17 protein-coding genes and 1 riboswitch are annotated in these 16,928 nt (G+C 60.8%); of the genes, 4 read left to right on the forward strand and 13 right to left on the reverse strand.

The window, feature by feature from the left end; translation table 11 throughout:
- Positions 1 to 127 precede the first annotated feature (127 nt).
- The 5 genes from EDD77_RS16020 to EDD77_RS16040 all read right to left on the reverse strand — a co-directional run bounded on the left by EDD77_RS16020 (position 128) and on the right by EDD77_RS16040 (position 3,785).
- Entirely contained in the window at positions 128 to 775 is a 648-nt protein-coding gene (locus tag EDD77_RS16020) for an HAD family hydrolase (RefSeq protein ID WP_058963179.1), read from the reverse strand.
- A gap of 36 nt (positions 776 to 811) precedes the next feature.
- Positions 812 to 1,318 carry a QueT transporter family protein gene (locus EDD77_RS16025; RefSeq protein WP_058963180.1) on the reverse strand — a complete coding sequence of 169 codons (507 nt, stop codon included), beginning with the start codon at positions 1,316 to 1,318 and terminating at the stop codon, positions 812 to 814.
- A 7-nt stretch (positions 1,319 to 1,325) separates the two neighbouring features.
- Positions 1,326 to 1,418: riboswitch (PreQ1-III riboswitch) on the reverse strand.
- Positions 1,419 to 1,576: 158 nt separating this feature from the next.
- Positions 1,577 to 2,452 (reverse strand): DegV family protein, encoded by an 876-nt coding sequence (locus EDD77_RS16030; RefSeq protein WP_242868299.1) that lies wholly within the window; start codon positions 2,450 to 2,452, stop codon positions 1,577 to 1,579.
- Between the two features lie 8 nt (positions 2,453 to 2,460).
- Entirely contained in the window at positions 2,461 to 2,958 is a 498-nt protein-coding gene (locus EDD77_RS16035) for a tRNA (cytidine(34)-2'-O)-methyltransferase (RefSeq protein WP_058963182.1), read from the reverse strand.
- 2 nt (positions 2,959 to 2,960) lie between these two features.
- Positions 2,961 to 3,785 carry a bifunctional hydroxymethylpyrimidine kinase/phosphomethylpyrimidine kinase gene (locus EDD77_RS16040; RefSeq protein WP_242868301.1) on the reverse strand — a complete coding sequence of 275 codons (825 nt, stop codon included), beginning with the start codon at positions 3,783 to 3,785 and terminating at the stop codon, positions 2,961 to 2,963.
- 202 nt (positions 3,786 to 3,987) lie between these two features.
- Between EDD77_RS16040 and EDD77_RS16045 the strand changes: the two genes are divergently transcribed.
- The 3 genes from EDD77_RS16045 to EDD77_RS16055 all read left to right on the forward strand — a co-directional run bounded on the left by EDD77_RS16045 (position 3,988) and on the right by EDD77_RS16055 (position 6,681).
- Positions 3,988 to 4,176, forward strand: coding sequence for a hypothetical protein (locus tag EDD77_RS16045; protein ID WP_058963183.1), 189 nt, complete (start codon positions 3,988 to 3,990; stop codon positions 4,174 to 4,176).
- A 165-nt stretch (positions 4,177 to 4,341) separates the two neighbouring features.
- The gene (locus EDD77_RS16050) at positions 4,342 to 6,255 is read left to right on the forward strand and encodes an aminotransferase class I/II-fold pyridoxal phosphate-dependent enzyme (RefSeq protein ID WP_058963184.1); all 1,914 of its coding nucleotides are present in this window, start codon (positions 4,342 to 4,344) and stop codon (positions 6,253 to 6,255) included.
- A 126-nt stretch (positions 6,256 to 6,381) separates the two neighbouring features.
- Positions 6,382 to 6,681, forward strand: a complete 300-nt coding sequence (locus tag EDD77_RS16055; protein WP_058963185.1) for a hypothetical protein — start codon at positions 6,382 to 6,384, stop codon at positions 6,679 to 6,681.
- 101 nt (positions 6,682 to 6,782) lie between these two features.
- Here EDD77_RS16055 and EDD77_RS16060 read toward each other — a convergent pair whose 3' ends face one another.
- The 8 genes from EDD77_RS16060 to EDD77_RS16095 form a co-directional block, all read right to left on the reverse strand.
- Positions 6,783 to 7,553: a dimethylarginine dimethylaminohydrolase family protein gene (locus EDD77_RS16060; protein WP_058963186.1), complete on the reverse strand. Its 771-nt coding sequence runs from the start codon at positions 7,551 to 7,553 to the stop codon at positions 6,783 to 6,785.
- A 5-nt stretch (positions 7,554 to 7,558) separates the two neighbouring features.
- Positions 7,559 to 8,785, reverse strand: a complete 1,227-nt coding sequence (locus EDD77_RS16065) for an argininosuccinate synthase (protein ID WP_058963187.1) — start codon at positions 8,783 to 8,785, stop codon at positions 7,559 to 7,561.
- A gap of 66 nt (positions 8,786 to 8,851) precedes the next feature.
- Positions 8,852 to 9,574, reverse strand: coding sequence for an amino acid ABC transporter ATP-binding protein (locus EDD77_RS16070; protein ID WP_058963188.1), 723 nt, complete (start codon positions 9,572 to 9,574; stop codon positions 8,852 to 8,854).
- The gene (locus EDD77_RS16075; RefSeq protein WP_058963189.1) at positions 9,561 to 10,250 is read right to left on the reverse strand and encodes an amino acid ABC transporter permease; all 690 of its coding nucleotides are present in this window, start codon (positions 10,248 to 10,250) and stop codon (positions 9,561 to 9,563) included. The genes EDD77_RS16070 and EDD77_RS16075 overlap by 14 nt, the downstream gene beginning before the upstream one ends.
- 58 nt (positions 10,251 to 10,308) lie before the next feature.
- Complete coding sequence (locus EDD77_RS16080; RefSeq protein ID WP_058963190.1) at positions 10,309 to 11,196, reverse strand: ABC transporter substrate-binding protein; 888 nt, start codon at positions 11,194 to 11,196, stop codon at positions 10,309 to 10,311.
- A 421-nt stretch (positions 11,197 to 11,617) separates the two neighbouring features.
- Complete coding sequence (locus EDD77_RS16085) at positions 11,618 to 11,788, reverse strand: FeoB-associated Cys-rich membrane protein (protein ID WP_132587444.1); 171 nt, start codon at positions 11,786 to 11,788, stop codon at positions 11,618 to 11,620.
- A 57-nt stretch (positions 11,789 to 11,845) separates the two neighbouring features.
- Entirely contained in the window at positions 11,846 to 14,218 is a 2,373-nt protein-coding gene (gene feoB / locus EDD77_RS16090) for a ferrous iron transport protein B (RefSeq protein ID WP_058963191.1), read from the reverse strand.
- A gap of 215 nt (positions 14,219 to 14,433) precedes the next feature.
- Positions 14,434 to 15,162 (reverse strand): LytR/AlgR family response regulator transcription factor, encoded by a 729-nt coding sequence (locus EDD77_RS16095; RefSeq protein WP_058963192.1) that lies wholly within the window; start codon positions 15,160 to 15,162, stop codon positions 14,434 to 14,436.
- Positions 15,163 to 15,485: 323 nt separating this feature from the next.
- Between EDD77_RS16095 and EDD77_RS16100 the strand changes: the two genes are divergently transcribed.
- Complete coding sequence (locus EDD77_RS16100; RefSeq protein ID WP_058963193.1) at positions 15,486 to 16,922, forward strand: APC family permease; 1,437 nt, start codon at positions 15,486 to 15,488, stop codon at positions 16,920 to 16,922.
- Positions 16,923 to 16,928 lie beyond the last annotated feature (6 nt).

Below are 16,928 nucleotides of genomic sequence, written 5' to 3' on the forward strand. Positions count from 1 at the left end.
GAGGAAATCTTCTTCCTTTTTCTCTGTTCTTTTACTTTTCATGCAAAAAACCTGCTCTGGCTTGATTGTCACAGCAGGTTTTTCTACAAGCTGAGCCATCCCGGCCGGGATGGCTTTTTGTTTGCGATTACAGGCCGGCCAGGCAGGCGGGCAGCTCGTTCAGGGTGTCGATCACCGGCACCCCGGCGGTCTCCAGCCGGGCCCGGCTCTGGTGGCCGGCGGCGCAGAGCACGCAGCGGGTGCCCATGGCGCTTGCCACCTCGAAGTCGTGCAGGGTGTCGCCCACCAGCACCGCGCTGGCCGGGTCGATGCCGCTTTCCTTTAAATAGGAGAGGCCGGTCTCCTTTTTGCCGCGGGCGTAGATGTCGCTCTGGCCGAGCAACTCATCAAAGAAGCCAGAAAGCGAACGCTCCTCCACCTGACGGCGCAGGATGGGCAGCTGGGAGGCGGACAGGATCACCTGACGGATGCCGGCGTCCCTTGCCCATTCCAGCGCGCCGTGCGCCCCGGGGCAAAGCCCGCAGCCCTCGGCGGCGGGCAGGTATTCCTCCATATAATGCTCCGCCAGCGCCTCGTAGGGGTGGCGGGTGAAATCAAAGCCCGCCCGGCGGTAATAGTCCTGAATGGGAAACCCGAAGATATCCTTGTAGGCGGCCGCGTCGTACCGCTGGGCATAGCCGTAGGCATCCAGCAGATCGTTCAGGCACCGGTTGCACAGATCCAGATCGTCCAGCAGGGTCCCGTTCCAGTCCCAGATCAACAGACTTGGTTTCATGGCGGCCTCCTTTTTCTTATTGGAAATGGAAACGGCTTATTCGCAGAACAGGCGGCGCAGGCCGGTGTTGCTCTCGATCAGCTTCACCAGAGCCACGCCCAGAATGCCGCAGCTGACCACTTCGCCGATGCCAACGGTCAGGGCGTTCCAGGCAGCCAGAGCAGCGGTGCCGGTGACGCCGGGCAAAAAGAAGGTGAGCTCCAGCGCACCCACAATCACCGCATTGCTCACAATGGGCGGTACGGCGGCGGGAATGGCCAGACCACCCACACGCACCTTGCGCACCGCGTAGGTTACCAGGCAGGCCACCAGAGTGGCGGCGGTGCCAAACACCACATCCACCAGCGTGGAGCCCAGCAGGTTGGCCAGAAAACACCCCAGAGTTACGGCCACGATGTACTCCGCACCGAACACCGGCAACAGGCACAGCATTTCGGCCAGACGCACCTGAACGGCGCCGTAGCTGAAGGGGGCCAGCACAAGGCACAGCACCACATAAATTGCGGCCACCATGGCCGCGCGGACAAGACGTTTCGTATTCATGATTACACTCCGGCAGAAAGATTTTATCCGTTTGGCACTGCCAGGTCCAAACGGGTGGGCCCGGGCAAAACCCGGGCGAGCCTAAAATCCTAAGTTGCTCTGTGCGTTTTTGGACGCATGGCACAATTATAGCAAATTCTGGCGCCGGTCTGCAACAGAAATTTTGCCCGTCAACAGAAAAGCAAATTTTGCCCGTCAACAGAAAAGCACCCCGAAAGCGGTTGCTTTCGGGGTGCCTGAGCTTTCTGGTTGGAAAAATCAGCGGCGGGGACGGCCCAGATAGGTGATGGCAATGGTGTCCGGGCCGGTGTTGCTGGCCACAGCGGCGCCCAGCTTGAACACATGCAGGGGGCCGTGGCCGAACTCCTTCTTGCACTGCTTGATCAGATCATCCACCGCGGGAATGTCGGTGCAGGCGATCATGTACTCGAAGTCCTCGTCGATGTTGTCCACGCGGCTGCGCACATACTTGATCAGTGCGCCGGGCACGGCGGCGTCGCCCCGCACCTTGGCCTCCACCTTGCTTTTGCCATCGATCAGGCTGATGATGGGGCGCAGGCCCAGCAGCTCACCGGCGAAGGCAGCAGCAGCGGAAACGCGGCCGCTCTTCTTCATCACCTTCAGGCTGAAGGCGGAGAGCACCACCTCCGCGCGGGAGAAGCGGTCGTTGAGCATGTCCATCACATATTCCAGCTCGGCGCCGTTGCGCAGCAGGCGGGCAGCCTCGCACACCGGCCAGCCGTAGATGAAGGAATAGGTGTGGCTGTCCACAATGTGAATCCGCAGCTCATGGCCGGGGCGCTCCTCGGCCAGCAGATCCACGGCCATCACGGCGGCGTCGTGGGTGGCGCTGCCGGTGGAGTTGATGCTCACATACAGCACATCGGTGTAGCCCTCGTCCAGATATTTGCAGAACTGGTCGCAGAACTGCATGGCGGTGATGTGGGCGGTGCTGGGCGTGCCCTTGGCATCGCGCAGCATCTGGTAGTATTCGTCGAAGGTGAAATCCTTGCGCTCCACATAGCTCACGCCGTCCAGCGTGATGGTGAAGGGCAGGATGTCGATGCCGTACTTTTCCTGAAGTTCCACAGGAATGTCACAGGCAGAGTCGGTCAAAACGGCGATCTTACGCATGGTACTCCTCACTTCCATTCGTATTTGGTCAGTTGGCCCTGGCTTTCCAGGTCCGCAAAATCCCATTGGCGAAGCGCTTCGTATACCCCGATGGCCACCGAGTTGGAAAGATTCAGGCAGCGAACGCCCTTGCGCATGGGCATCCGCACACAGTGGTCCGGGTTTTCAAACAGCAGCCGCTCCGGCAGGCCGGCGTCCTCCCGCCCGAACACAAGATAGCTGCCGTCCGGGTAGGAAACGTCGGTATGACGGTGGCGGCCCTTGCTGGTGAAATAAAAGAAGGGGCCGCTGTTCTTTGCAAAAAAGTCGTCCAGATTGTCGTAATAGGTGATGTCCAGCAGATGCCAGTAGTCCAGCCCCGCCCGCTTCAGGTGCTTGTCCGTCACCTCAAAGCCCAGCGGCCGCACCAGATGCAGCCTGGCGCCGGTCACCGCGCAGGTGCGGGCAATGTTGCCGGTGTTTTCCGGGATCTGAGGCTCCACCAGAACAATGTTCAAAACAGGCATGCTCAGTTCCCTCCGCACAGCCGGCCCAGCAGCGGCTCAAACCAGACGCCGAAGGCCGGGTCCGCGGTGGGCGAGGTGTTGTTGATGGCCTCGGCCACAAAGCCGGCGGCCGCGTCCGCCGCGGCGGAAAGGGCGTTGCCGCGCAAAAGGCAGCCCACCAGAACGGCGGCGAACAGATCGCCGGTGCCGGGGTAGCTGCGGTCAATGCGCAGGCGCTTGACCACAAAGCGGTCCCGCCCGCTGGAGCCGGCGCAGGCCAGATGCTTTGCCAGCGGCAGGCCGGTCACAACCGCCCGCTGTACATTGGCGCTCACCTCGTCCGCCAGAGCCTGGGCCTGATCGGCGGTCAGCTCATCGGCACAGTAATCGCGGCCCAGAAGGAAGCAGGCCTCGGTCAGGTTGGGCAGAATCAGGTCCGCCTGGCGGCACAGCTCGCGCATGCCGGGCAGAAGATCCTGCATGCCGGTGTAAAAGCGGCCATGGTCGGCCAGAACCGGATCCACCACCTTCAGCGCGCCGGGCCAGTAGGAAAAGGCCTTGTGCACCAGCTGCTGTTCGGCCTCGCTGGCCAGGTAGCCGGAATAGATGCAGTCGAATTCCACGCCCAGCTTGCGGTAGTGGTCCAGCGCGGCGTCGCCGTAGGCGGCCAGCGGCTGCACCACCGGCTTGCCCAGCCCGCCGGTGTGGGCCGAAAGCAGGGTGGTGGGCAGCAGAACGGGCTGATGGCCCATGGCAGCCAGCACCGGTGCGGCAACGCTCAGGCTGCAGCGCCCCATGCCGGACAGATCGTGAATGCATAAAATGGTTTTGGGTGCGGTATGCTTCAAAAACAGGTCACTCCTTTGAACAAGAGCCTTCCACCCGGAAGCGGGCGGGATGCTCTTAACTTATATAGTCTATCACAATTCCGCCGGCAAAGAAAGAGATATTCCGTAAGAAAACCGTATAGGTCAGGAAAAGCGGGGCAGACTAAACCCCGTAGCGCAGCTGCAGGCGCGCTGAGTTTTTACACAGGGAGGAGAATGCACAATGGAAAAGAAAACCATGATGGCCGCCGCGGGCCTTACCGCCGCGACCATGGCGGTGGCGGCCGGTGTGGCCGCGGGCAGCAAGGGCAAAAATAACCGCAAGATGAAGAAGATGGCCAAAAAGGTGGCGCGGGGCGCCGAGCGTGCGGTGCTGGACCTGGATAAGATGGTTGGCCGGTATTATCATTGACGATCAGAAATGATGAAACAGAAACAATGAAATCATGCCCTGCTGCTTTTTTCACAGCAGGGCATGATTTTTTAAAAAATATGTACTATACTAAACAGTATGTTTTATTTTTGCGCGAGCAAACGAATGGCCTGTGGGTCATCCGGAGGAAGTGAGGGAAAGAACATGAACAAGACCGATACATTGATTCTGGAAGGCGGCGCATTGCGGGGGGTGTATACCTCCGGTGTGCTGGACGCGCTGATGGAGCTGGGAATCCGGATTCCCAACGTGGTGGGCGTGAGCGCCGGTTCGCTGAATGCCCTGAGTTATCTGTCCCGCCAGCCGGGCCGCAGCCGGGACATCAACCTGAATTATGTGAACGATCCCCGGTATATGGGGCCGTCCCATCTGCTGAAAACCTTCAGCTTCTTCAACTTTGATTTTGTGTTCGGCGAGCTGAGCCATGAACTGGTGCCCTTCGATTACGAGACCTTCTACAAATCGGAGCAGAGCATGTGGGCGGTGGCCACCGACTGCCGCACCGGCAAGGCCATCTTCTACCACGACAAGGAGATGGGCGAGGAGTTCTTCACCGCCTGCCGGGCCAGCTGCAGCATGCCTTTGCTGTGCAGCATGGTGAAGGTGGGCGAGGACGTCTGCCTGGACGGCGGCATCGCCAGCTGCATCCCTCTGCCGGAGGAGCTGCCCTTCCCGGCGGGCAAGCTGCTGGTGGTGCTCACCCGGCAGAAGGGCTTCCGCAAAAAGGGCCAGGGCCCGGCCATCGACCAGATGTACCGCCGCCGTTACAAAACCCACCCCCAGCTGATGGAGGCCTGCCTGCATCAGGCGGAGGACTACAACCGCCGGGTGCGCCGCATCGAGGAGCTGGAGCAGGAGGGAAAAGCCTTCGTGATCCGGCCTCAGACCCCGGTCACCGTGACCCGCACCGAGCGGGACGTGAACAAGCTGCGGGCGCTGTATCAGCAGGGCTTTGACGAAACCATGGCTCTGGCCGGCGCGCTGATGGAGTTTCTGGGCATTGAGGCCCCGGCCATGCCGCCGCTGGCCATGCGCACGCTGGATGCATCCGGCAGCTGCAACCCGCTGGGTATGCCTCCCGCAGCAGCGCAGGCCGCTGCCGCCGCCCTGACCGCCGCCGATACATATCCCGACCCGGACTGCACCGCCCTGCGCGCAGCTCTGGCGGACCGGTACGAGGTGCTGACCAAGAATGTGTTCGTGGCTTCCGGCGCGGACGAGGTGATCTGGCGTCTGGTTCGGTCGGTCCGCCCGAAAAAGGCGGTGATTCTGGAGCCGGCATACGAGGAATACGCCCGGGCGCTGGAAGCGGAGGGCTGTGAGCTGGTGCATCTGATGGCCGGCCCGGAGCAGAGCTTTGTGCCGGATGCCGCAGCGGTGGAGCAGGCGCTGGAAGGCGCCCAGATGCTGGTGCTGTGCAACCCGGGCAACCCCACCGGGGCCTTTCTGCCCCGCAGCCAGCTGATGAATCTGGTGAAGGCGTGCGCCGAACGGGATGTGCTGTGTGTGGTGGACGAGAGCTTCATCGAGCTGGCCCGGGACGGGGAGGAGCATTCCCTCAAACAGGATGCGGTGTACTGCCCGGGTCTTGTGGTGGTGGACAGCTTCTCCAAGGCATGGGGCATGCCCGGCCTGCGGGTGGGCTATGCCATCTCCTCCCACGGGGAGCTGGTGCGGCAGATGACCGCCGCCGGGCCCCGCTTCGGAGTAAACGGCCCGGCGCAGGCCGCGGCACTGGCGGCGCTGCGCCAGCCTCAGCATCTGGAGAAGGCCCGCGCCCTGCTGGAGACCGAGCGCCCCTGGCTGACCGAACAGCTGCGCGGGCTGGGCTTGCAGGTGTTTGACAGCCGGGTGAACTTTGTGCTGGTTCACGGGCCGGAGGGCTTTGCGAATACGCTGGCCGCCGCCGGTCTGGCGGTGCGCAGCTGCGAGGCCTTTTACGGGCTGGACAGCAGCTGGTGCCGGCTGGCGGTGGGCACCCGGGCGGACAACGAGCGCCTGGTGGAAAAGCTGCGGCAGATCTGCCCGCAGCAGCCGGAGGAAGAAGCCGCTCAGTAAAGCCGGGAAAAAACTGCCAGCGGGTTTTGGGCAAAAAACGCATTGAATCCGATGCAGAGCTATGCTATACTGGGCAATGCAAACGACGCGTGAACGAAAAGTTGCCCCGGCGGAAAGGAGCGCACCATGCTGACTCAGGAAGATCTGCAGGCCCTTGCGGGTTTGATCAACACAGCCGTCACCGCCAGCGAAGAGCGGATGACGCAAAAATTCAATGAAGCCATCGCTGCCAGTGAGGAGCGGATGAAAAACCACATGAACGCGGTGGTGGAAAGCCAGGTCATGCCCATGATCCGCCAGGTGGCGGACGGCGTGGTGCAGGCCAACGAGCGGCTGGATCGGCTGGAGAAAAAGGTGGACGATCTGGAGGCCACTGTGGCGGCCCACGAGGTGTGGATCGTGCACAAGGCCCAGAACAACGGATAAACAAACGCCAGGGAGCGCAGCGAAGGCTGCGCTCCCGTTTTTACAGGATAAAAGAATGCCCCGGGCACTGGTTTTGGTGCCCGGGGCATTTTATGTTTGCTTCAGAACCGGAGCGACAGGCAGCTCAAACCGCCGTCGATCTTGCGGTATTCGGAGGTGTCGCACACGATGATTTTGTAGCCCAGCTCCTGCACCGCCTTCAGCACGGTGGGGTAGCCTTCGGGCACCAGCACGGTACCGTTCACCCAGATGCAGTTGGCCGCGTAGGCCTCTTCGGCGGGGATGGTCACCTTGTTGTAGCCTGCGAAGGCGGGCTTGTCGCAGAATTCCCCGGCGGTGAGCATGTTGTTGTTTTCCAGATACACCACACCGGTTTTCAGGTGGAGCACCTCGGTGAGGGGAACCTCCACTACCTTGCAGCCGAACTGACCCAGAATCTCGCTCAGCTGCTGGATGCCTGCTTCGTTGGTGCGGGCGGAACGGCCCACATAGAAGGTGTCGCCGCACATCATCACGTCGCCGCCCTCCAGCGTGCCCGGGTCGGTGATGTGGAAGATCTTCTCCCTGGGGTAGAATTTTTCCAGTACCGGCTCGATGGCGGCAGTCTCGCCCTTGCGGGTGGCTGCGCCCGGATTGGTCACGATGGCGCAGTACTTGGTCACAATGGCCGGATCCTCCACAAAGCAGCTGTCCGGGTAGGCTTCGTCCGGCGGCAGCACGGTCACATCCACACCGCACTGCTTCAGCGCCTCGATGTAGGCCGCGTGCTGGGCCAGCGCCTTTTCATAGTCCGGGGTGCCCAGCTCCGGGTGATCGGTAATGCCGTTCACCATGGCCTTGCAGGGGGTCTTTACAATCACATGCTGAAACATTGTTCTCACTCCTTGGGCCAGTTCTTCTTGCACTTCGCCTGCACGGTGACCGGCAGGCCGAACAGGTTGATGAATCCGGCGGAATCCTTCTGATCATAGATGCCGTCCTCGCCGAAGGTGGCCAGCTCCTCGCTGTACAGGCTGTACGGGGAGGTGGTGCCGGCGGGGATGATGTTGCCCTTGTACAGCTTCAGCTTCACGTCGCCGGTTACGGTTTTCTGGGTCTCGGTGACGAAGGCGCTCAGGGCCTCGCGCAGGGGGGTGTACCACTGGCCGTCGTACACGATCTCGGAGAATTTCTGGGCAACCAGCTCCTTGTAGTGGGCGGTGGCCTTGTCCAGGCAGAGCATCTCCAGCTGAGCGTGGGCGAAGTAGAGGATGGTGCCGCCGGGGGTCTCGTATACGCCGCGGCTCTTCATGCCCACCAGACGGTTCTCCACGATGTCGATGATGCCCACGCCGTTCTCGCCGCCCAGCTTGTTCAGGGTGCGCACAATGTCGCTGCCCTTCATGGCCACGCCGTCCACGGCGGTGGGAATGCCCTTTTCAAAGTGGATGGTCACATAGGTGGGGGTGTCCGGGGCCTGCTCCGGGCTTACGCCCAGCTCCAGAAATCCGGGCTTCTGGTACTGGGGCTCCAGGCTGGGGTCCTCCAGATCCAGACCCTCGTGGCTCAGATGCCACAGGTTTTTGTCCTTGGAATAGTTGGTTTCCCGATTGATCTTCAAAGGCACGTTGTGGGCCTCGGCGTAGTCGATTTCCTCCTCGCGGCTCTTGATGTCCCACTCTCTCCAGGGGGCGATGATGGGCATATTCGGGGCGAAGGCCTTGATGCTCAGCTCAAAGCGAACCTGATCGTTGCCCTTGCCGGTGCAGCCGTGGCAGATGGCGTCGCAGCCTTCCTTCTCGGCAATCTCCACCAGATGCTTGGCAATGGGCGGGCGGGCGAAGCTGGTGCCCAGCAGATAGGTGCCCTCGTACTTGGCCCCGGCCTGCAGGGTGGGGAACACATAGTCGTCGATGAATTCATCGGTCAGATCCAGCACATACAGCTTGGAAGCGCCGGTTTTGATGGCCTTTTCCTCCAGACCGTCCAGCTCGGTGCCCTGGCCCACGTCGGCGGAGGCGGCAATGACCTCGCAGCCGTAATTTTCCTTCAGCCAGGGAATGATGATGGAGGTGTCCAGACCGCCGGAGTAGGCCAGCAGAACCTTTTTGTACTGAGTTTTCATAAGTAATACGCATCCTTTCAGGCGGCCCGCAGCGGGGCCGGTTGTTTTTGATTTATTGTTTTGGGGTTAAAGTACTTTGGAAAGAAACGAACACAGCCGTTCGTTTTTCGGGTGTTCAAAAAATTCGCCGGGAAGATTCTGCTCCAGCACCTGGCCGCCGTCCATGAAGAGCACACGGGTGGCAACCTCGCGGGCAAAGCCCATCTCGTGGGTCACGATCACCATGGTCATGCCCTGATCGACCAGATCCTTCATCACGCCCAGCACCTCGCCCACCATTTCCGGGTCCAGTGCACTGGTGGGTTCGTCGAAGAGCAGCACCTCCGGGTCCATGGCCAGCGCCCGCACAATGGCGATGCGCTGCTTCTGCCCGCCGGAAAGCCTGCTGGGATAGGTGTCGATCTTGTCGTACAAACCGATGCGCTTCAAAAGCTCCTCGGCCTTGGCGTTGGCCTCGTCCTTTGTCTGCAGCTTCAGCTGCACCGGGGCCAGCGTAATGTTTTCCCGCACGGTCAGGTGGGGGAAGAGGTTGAAATGCTGGAACACCATGCCCATGTGCTGGCGAACCTTGTTGATGTCGGTGCCGGGGGCGGTGATGTCCTGCCCTTTGAAAAAGATCTGGCCGCCGGTAGGCGTTTCCAGCAGATTCAGACAGCGCAGAAAGGTGGATTTGCCGGAGCCGGAAGGCCCGATGATGGCAATTTTTTCGCCGGGAGAGATGGTTTCGGTGATGCCCTTCAGCACCGGAACGCCGCCGAAGGATTTGGTCAGATTCTTAACCTCGATCACTTTGCGCCAGCCTCCTTTCCACCTGCTTTTGAATCTGGGTGATGCCGATGACGAACACCAGATAGATGATGGCCGCCAGATACAGCGGAACGCTGTTGAAGGTGATGCCGCGGATGCCGTCCGAGGCTTTGGTCAGATCGCGCACCGCGATGTAGCCGGCCACGCTGGTTTCCTTTAACAGGGCAATGAACTCGTTGAACAGAGCGGGCAGGATGTTTTTCACCGCCTGGGGCAGCACGATCCTGCGCATGGTCACCCCGTAGCCAAGACCCAGGCTGCGCCCGGCCTCCATCTGGCCCGGGTCCACCGAGGCGATGCCGCTGCGGGCCACCTCGGCCAGATAGGCGCCGGAGTTGATGCCGAAGCCCACGATGCAGACCACGATGCCCTCGCTGCTGGCCAGAATCACGGTGTAGAGGATCAGCAGCTGCACGATCACAGGTGTGCCGCGGATCACGGTGGTGTAAAGCCCGCACAGCCAGCTGCCCAGCTTTTGCAGGAAATTGTTCCGGGGCGCGCAGGTGATGCGCACCAGCGCCACCACAAGGCCGATCAGGATGCCGATGAGCAGAGCGCAGGCGGTGATGAGCAGGGTGTTGCCCAGGCCCTCCAGATATACCTGCCACCGGTTTTGATAGATAACGGCCATGTAAAGGTCGTTCAAAAGCTTTTCCATACTCCAACCTCACTGAGAAGCAGGGGGCCCGCCGCGGGGCCCCGCTGCCCGGTTACTGTCAGCCCTCGCTGGAAAGAGCGGTGTGCTCCTCCAGCAGCTTGTCGATGGTGCCGTTCTCGATGTTCTTCTCGATCACCTGGTTCACGAACTCCACCAGATCCTCCTGGCCTTTGGCAATGGCCAGCGCGTAATTTTCCTCGGTGACCATCTCGTCCAGAACCTTCAGCTCGCCCTCATAGTTCTTCACAATGGTGTTGGCGGCCACGCTGTCGATCACAGCGGCGTCTGCCTTGCCGGCGGCCAGAGCGGCAGCACACTCCACCGCGTTCTTGAACTGCAGCGGGGAGGAGATGCCCAGAGTATCCTGCACATAGATGTCGCCGGTGGTGTTGGCCTGCACGGTCACGGTGCAGTCACCGCTCTTCAGCTCTTCGGCGCTGGTGATGGTGCTGTCCGCAGGGAGCAGCAGCACCTGACCGGCGGTGGCGTAGGTAACGGTGAAGTCCACCTGCTGGGCACGCTCGTCGGTCACGGTCATGCCCGCGCCGATCATGTCGCCCTTACCGCTCTTCAGCGCCTCAATCAGAAGGCCGAAGTCCATGTCCAGCACCTCGTATTCCACGCCCAGCTCGTCGGCCACCAGCTGACCCACATCGATGTCCACGCCGGCGGGCTGGCCGTCCGCGCCCAGATATTCAAAGGGCGGGAAGCCGGTTGCGGTCATCAGGGTGAAGGTGCCCTTCTCCTTGATGGCGTCCAGCGTGGGAGTGGCGCTCTCGCCGCTGGTGGCGGAAGCATCGGTGCTGTCCGCCGCGGAAGCAGCGGTGGAAGCGGAAGCGGCGGTGGATGCCGCCGCCGAAGAACCGGTGGAAGAAGCGCCGCCGCCGCAGGCGGTCAGGCCCAGAGTAAGAATGGATGCCAGTGCAAATGCGATCAGCTTTTTCATGATGATTTCCTCCTTGATGAAGCGGCCCCCTCAAAGCCGCTGTTCTGTTTGCGATGGACTCATTATAGCTGAATAAATATGCAGTGTCAATGAATTTTTATAAGATTGTGTGCTTTGACAAGGCAGCGCGGCAAAAGAGAAAAAGATTATACAGGATGATGAATAAAATGTGGATAATCTGAAAAATAACGGGTTTTTATGGCATAAATATTCTAAAATAGTGGGAATTTATAACTGATATATACATTGAATCCGCTTGGCAAATGTGTGCACAAAGATCAGTCTATGCGGATGGACAGTGATTTTATGAATATATATTTGATATGGCTGCAAAAATATGAGCGGATTTCGGGCAAAAGAAAAACAGGTGGGCGGGAGCAAACGCTCCCGCCCGCCTGCCTGGTCGAACGGATGAAAATATTCAGTGTTTGTCGGCGTTTTGCTGCTGCTTTGCCGCCTCGCAGCGGGCAGCGCAGCTGGAGCAGTCGCCGGTGCACTCGCCGCCGAAGCCGCCGTTTTTGCAGATGAACACCAGCGCGGCCACAAAGCACACCACAACAATCACAAGCACCAGAATGGTGGGCAGATTCATGACGAAAACCTCCGGATCAGAGCCGGGCAAAACACCCGGCCGGTGGAACAGAAACAATCACAGACCGAACAGCATTCCCACGCAGCGCACCGCAAAGGCCACCACCCAGGCGATGGCGCACTGGGCAATTACCACGATGAGGGCGCCCTTGGCGCCGCCCATCTCCCGCTTTACCGCGGCGATGGCCGCCACGCAGGGGGTGTAGAGCAGGGTGAAGGTGAGGAACACGAAGGCGGTGAAGGGGGTGAACAGGCTGCCCAGCGCCTGGGGCAGGGTGTTCAGGCTGGAGCCGGTGAGCACCGCCAGCGTGGAGACCACAGCCTCCTTGGCAGTGAAGCCGGTGATGAGCGCGGTGGAAACCCGCCAGTCGCCGAAGCCCAGAGGGGCAAACAGGGGGGCAATCAGCCCGCCCAGCATGGCCAGCAGGCTGGTGGAGGAATCGGTGACCACGTTCAGCCGTGCGTCGAAGGTCTGGAGGAACCAGATGATGATGGAGGCCACAAAGATTACGGTGAAGGCCCGGGTCAAAAAGTCCTTGGCCTTTTCCCACATCAGCCGCAGCACGCTGGCGGCGCTGGGCAGCCGGTAGTTGGGCAGCTCCATCACGAAGGGTACGGGCTCGCCCTTGAAGGCGGTGCCCTTGAGCAGCAGGCCGAACAGGATGCCCACCAGAATGCCCATCAGGTAAAGGCCGATCATCACCAGCGCCTGATATCTGGGGAAGAAGGCGGCGGTGAACATGGCGTAGATGGGCAGTTTGGCGGAGCAGCTCATGAAGGGGGTGAGCAGGATGGTCATCTTCCGGTCCCGCTCACTGGACAGGGTGCGGGTGGCCATGATGGCGGGCACGCTGCAGCCGAAGCCGATGAGCATGGGCACGAAGCTGCGGCCGGAAAGGCCGATCTTGCGCAGCAGCTTGTCCATCACAAAGGCCACACGGGCCATGTAGCCGGAGTCCTCCAGAATGGAGAGGAAGAAGAACAGCACCACGATGATGGGCAGGAAGGTGAGCACGCTGCCCACGCCGGCGAAGATGCCGTCGATCACAAGGCTGTGCACCACCGGGTTGATGCCGTAGGTGGTGAGGGCGTTGTCCACCACGCCGGTCAGGGCGTCCAGCCCCAGGGCCAGCAGGTCGCTCAGCCCCTGGCCGATCAGGCCGAAGGTGAGCCAGAACACCAGCCCCATGATGCCCAGAAAGATGGGGATGGCCAGAAAACGGTGGGTGAGCAGGCTGTCTATCTTCACGCTGCGGGCGTGCTCCCGGCTCTCGCCTTTTTTGATCACAGTGTGCTCACACAGCGCGCCGATGAAGGCGTAGCGCATGTCCGCCAGCGCGGCCTCCCGGTCGGTAGCAAGGTCGGCCTCCATCTCGGTGATGGCGTGTTCCAGCAGATCCTTCTCATTGTCGGAAAGATGCAGCCGCTCCAGCATTGGTACATCGCCCTCCACCAGCTTGGTGGAGGCGAAACGCAGGGGAACCCGGGCCCGCTGGGCGTGGTCCTCGATCAGATGGCAGATGGCGTGGATGCAGCGGTGCATGGCGCCGGCGCAGAAGTCCACCCGGGCGGGCTTTTCCTGATTTACGGCCACCTGAATGGCGTGCTCGATCAGCTCGTCGATGCCTTCATTTTTTGCGGCGCTGATGGGAACAACCGGGATGCCCAGTTCCTCCTCCAGCTGGTTCACAAGAACCGTGTTGCCGTTGGCGCGCATCTCGTCCATCATGTTCAGCGCCAGCACCATGGGAATGCCCAGCTCGATCAGCTGCATGGTCAGATACAGGTTGCGCTCGATGTTGGTGGCGTCCACGATGTTGATGATGCCCTGCGGCCGCTCGTTGATCAGAAAATCCCGGGTCACGATCTCCTCATTGGAGTAGGGCGACAGGGAATAGATGCCCGGCAGGTCCACCACGGTGGCCTCCGGATGCTTGCGGATCTGGCCGTCCTTCCGGTCCACGGTCACGCCGGGGAAGTTGCCCACATGCTGGTTGGAGCCGGTGAGCTGGTTGAACAGGGTGGTCTTGCCGCAGTTCTGGTTGCCCGCCAGCGCAAAGGTGATGGGTGTGCCCGCGGGCAGCGCGTTTGCGGTACGGCCCCGTTTTGTGGTCGCTTCGCCAAGGCCCGGGTGGGCGATGGGCTCCACCGCACGCAGGTCGTGCTGGTGGTGATGTTCAGCTTCCACCTCTTCGGGGGTGCGGGTGTGCACGCCCTCAATGTCGATGCTTTTTGCATCCTCCAGGCGCAGGGTCAGCTCGTAGCCCCGCAGTTCCAGTTCGATGGGGTCGCCCATGGGGGCAACCTTGCGCAGGGTCACCAGCGTGCGCGGGGTGAGGCCCATGTCCAGAAAATGGCGGCGCAGCGCGCCGGAGCCATTCACCGCCGTGATGGTGGCGGTTTTGCCGATCGGCAGTTGATCAAGTGTCATTGCGTAAACCCCTCTTTTGAAAAAACGGGGCAGCCGCCCCGCCTTTGGTATGGTTTCAATACTTTATTATAATGCCTATACGCTGCACCAGTGTAGCACCTGTGGATTCAATTGTCAATATAAGGGGAAGGGCGGGCGGCAGCGAAGCCGTCACAGAAGGGGTCGGGCAAAGAAAAAGCCCCGGCGGAGCCAGGGCGAAGGAGAGGTAAAAATGTTCAGGAACGGGGCGGGGCCCACAGTTCGGTGGAGGGCTGGCGGTCCCGGATGCGGCGGGCCACCTCCTGGTGGTGCATCCGGCTGCAGGGAACCTGACTGCCGTTGGCCAGCGTGAGCACTTCCCGGAACAGATTTTCCACATGCAGCAGGTTCACCACATAGCTCTTGTGGGTGCGGGCAAAGCCGAAGGGTTCCATCTGCTGGGCAATCTGGCTGATCTGGCCGCTGAACTGGTAGCTGGCGCTTTCGCCCACCAGGGTGATGCGCCGCACGTCCGATTCAAAATAATAGATCTCGCTGTGCTTGATCTGCACCGTGCCCTCCTCGCTGGTGAAGCTGTAATAAAAATCTGGTGTTTCGCAGTGGGTCAGCGCCTGCCAGACCTCCTCCTGCAGCAGTGCACCGGAGAAGGGGCGCACCAGATAACCGCAGGCCCGGGTGCGGTAGCCGGGAATGGCCCACCGGTCGCTGCCCGCCAGCAGAATCAGGCTCATGGCCGGGTGCAGCCGGTGCAGCTGGATCGCGGCGGAAAGCCCCGCGCCGTCATCGCCCACATCCAGCAGGATCAGATCGAACCGGCGGCCCCGGGCGTATTCGTCCAGCAGGGTGCGGCTGGATTCAAAACACACGAATTCCAGCCCGCCGCGCTTTTTCAGCGGGGCAAGGCCGCGCAGCATCTGGGAATTTTCCTGCCGGTCGCGGCCGCACAGTGCAATGTATCGGATCATAAACCAGAAAAACCTCCCGCCTGGGGCAAAAAACGAAAAAACGCCATGCAAATGAAGTAGAAAAATTTACCTTTGGTTTGTTCAAATTGTCTATATTATATGTCTGAAAGTAAATAAAATCAACCGCTTTTGCAGATTTTGACGGTAAAAGTGCAGATTGTGCGCGAGCTGTACACACATTGAGAAAAACTTGTTATAGTGTTGCCGTGCCCGCCGGAAACGTTTTTTCAGGTGGGTGAGAGAGACGAAAAAACAGGGCTGAAATCTGCCTTTGGCCAAGGGGCAGGCATACCCGAACGCCCTGCAACAAGGAGGAAATCTTCATGGCAAACTCTCCCCAGACAGCGGCGCCCGAACAGGGCGGCATGAAAAAGACCCTGTCGCTGTGGAACTTCTTCACCATCGGTTTTGGCGCCATCATCGGCACCGGCTGGGTGCTGCAGGTCGGCGACTGGATGGTCACCGGCGGCGGCCCCATCGCCGCCATGATCGCCTTCGGCATCGGCGCATTGTTCCTGGTGCCCATCGGCGCGGTATTCGGTGAGCTCACCGCCGCCATTCCCATCTCCGGCGGCATTGTGGAATATGTGGACCGCACCTTCGGCCACACCCTGAGCTACATCACCGGCTGGTTCCTGGTTCTGGGCAACGGTATCCTGTGCCCCTGGGAGGCCATCGCCATCTCCACTCTGGTCAGCCAGATGTTCGGCGATCTGTTCCCGATCCTGCGGTCGGTGAAGCTGTACAGCATTCTGGGTGCGGATGTTTATCTGTTCCCCACCATCATCGCGCTGGCCTTCGCCTTCTATGTGATCTGGCTGAACTTCAAGGGCGCTTCCAGCGCCGCCAAGCTGCAGGCTTTCCTGACCAAGGCGCTGCTGGCCGGCATGCTGCTGGCCATGGGCATCTCCTTCTTCAAGGGCGGCCCCGCCAACATTCTGCCCTCCTTCCAGCAGGTGCAGAGCAGCACCACCCAGACCGCCGGTACCAACATGTTTGCCGGTATCGTGTCTGTGCTGGTTATGACCCCGTTCTTCTACGCCGGCTTTGACACCATTCCCCAGCAGGCCGAGGAGGCCGCCGAGGGTCTGGACTGGAACAAATTCGGCAAGATCATCAGCCTGGCTCTGCTGGCCGCCGGCGGTTTCTACATCATCTGCATCTACTCCTTCGGCACCATCGTTCCCTGGACCGAGTTCATCACCAAGGACGTGCCCGCGCTGGCCTGCCTGAAGGACATCAGCATGATCTTCTATGTGGTGATGCTCATCATTGCCACCCTCGGACCCATGGGCCCCATGAATTCCTTCTTCGGCGCCACCAGCCGTATCATGCTGGCCATGGGCCGCAAGGGCCAGCTGCCCGAGTCCTTCGCGGTGCTGGATTCCAAGTCCGGCTGCCCCAAGCTGGCCTGCACCATTCTGGCAGTGATCACCGTGATTGGGCCCTTCCTGGGCAAGAACATGCTGCTGAGCCTGACCAACGTTTCCGCGCTGGCCTTCATCTTCAGCTGCACCATGGTGAGCCTGGCCTGTCTGCGCATGCGCTACACCGAGCCCGATCTGCCCCGGCCCTACAAGGTTCCCGGCGGTAAGCTGGGCATCTGCGCCGCCATCGCGGCCGGCACCATCGTGATTCTGCTGATGGTGGTTCCCTTCAGCCCCGCTGCTCTGAACGGCGTGGAATGGGGCATCGTTCTGGGCTGGCTGGTCATCGGCCTGATCCTGATGGCCGTTACCAAGGCAGCCAAGAAAAAGTAATTTTTC

This window comes from Allofournierella massiliensis (genome assembly GCF_004345265.1).
GTDB lineage: Bacteria > Bacillota > Clostridia > Oscillospirales > Ruminococcaceae > Allofournierella > Allofournierella massiliensis.

Bases quoted from the DNA above. Each gene is read 5' to 3' on its own strand.
- EDD77_RS16020 (WP_058963179.1), bottom strand. From the start codon at position 775: ATGAAACCAAGTCTGTTGATCTGGGACTGGAACGGGACCCTGCTGGAC.
- EDD77_RS16025 (WP_058963180.1), bottom strand. From the start codon at position 1,318: ATGAATACGAAACGTCTTGTCCGCGCGGCCATGGTGGCCGCAATTTAT.
- EDD77_RS16030 (WP_242868299.1), bottom strand. From the start codon at position 2,452: ATGCGTAAGATCGCCGTTTTGACCGACTCTGCCTGTGACATTCCTGTG.
- EDD77_RS16035 (WP_058963182.1), bottom strand. From the start codon at position 2,958: ATGCCTGTTTTGAACATTGTTCTGGTGGAGCCTCAGATCCCGGAAAAC.
- EDD77_RS16045 (WP_058963183.1), top strand. From the start codon at position 3,988: ATGGAAAAGAAAACCATGATGGCCGCCGCGGGCCTTACCGCCGCGACC.
- EDD77_RS16050 (WP_058963184.1), top strand. From the start codon at position 4,342: ATGAACAAGACCGATACATTGATTCTGGAAGGCGGCGCATTGCGGGGG.
- EDD77_RS16055 (WP_058963185.1), top strand. From the start codon at position 6,382: ATGCTGACTCAGGAAGATCTGCAGGCCCTTGCGGGTTTGATCAACACA.
- EDD77_RS16060 (WP_058963186.1), bottom strand. From the start codon at position 7,553: ATGTTTCAGCATGTGATTGTAAAGACCCCCTGCAAGGCCATGGTGAAC.
- EDD77_RS16065 (WP_058963187.1), bottom strand. From the start codon at position 8,785: ATGAAAACTCAGTACAAAAAGGTTCTGCTGGCCTACTCCGGCGGTCTG.
- EDD77_RS16075 (WP_058963189.1), bottom strand. From the start codon at position 10,250: ATGGAAAAGCTTTTGAACGACCTTTACATGGCCGTTATCTATCAAAAC.
- EDD77_RS16080 (WP_058963190.1), bottom strand. From the start codon at position 11,196: ATGAAAAAGCTGATCGCATTTGCACTGGCATCCATTCTTACTCTGGGC.
- EDD77_RS16085 (WP_132587444.1), bottom strand. From the start codon at position 11,788: ATGAATCTGCCCACCATTCTGGTGCTTGTGATTGTTGTGGTGTGCTTT.
- feoB (WP_058963191.1), bottom strand. From the start codon at position 14,218: ATGACACTTGATCAACTGCCGATCGGCAAAACCGCCACCATCACGGCG.
- EDD77_RS16095 (WP_058963192.1), bottom strand. From the start codon at position 15,162: ATGATCCGATACATTGCACTGTGCGGCCGCGACCGGCAGGAAAATTCC.
- EDD77_RS16100 (WP_058963193.1), top strand. From the start codon at position 15,486: ATGGCAAACTCTCCCCAGACAGCGGCGCCCGAACAGGGCGGCATGAAA.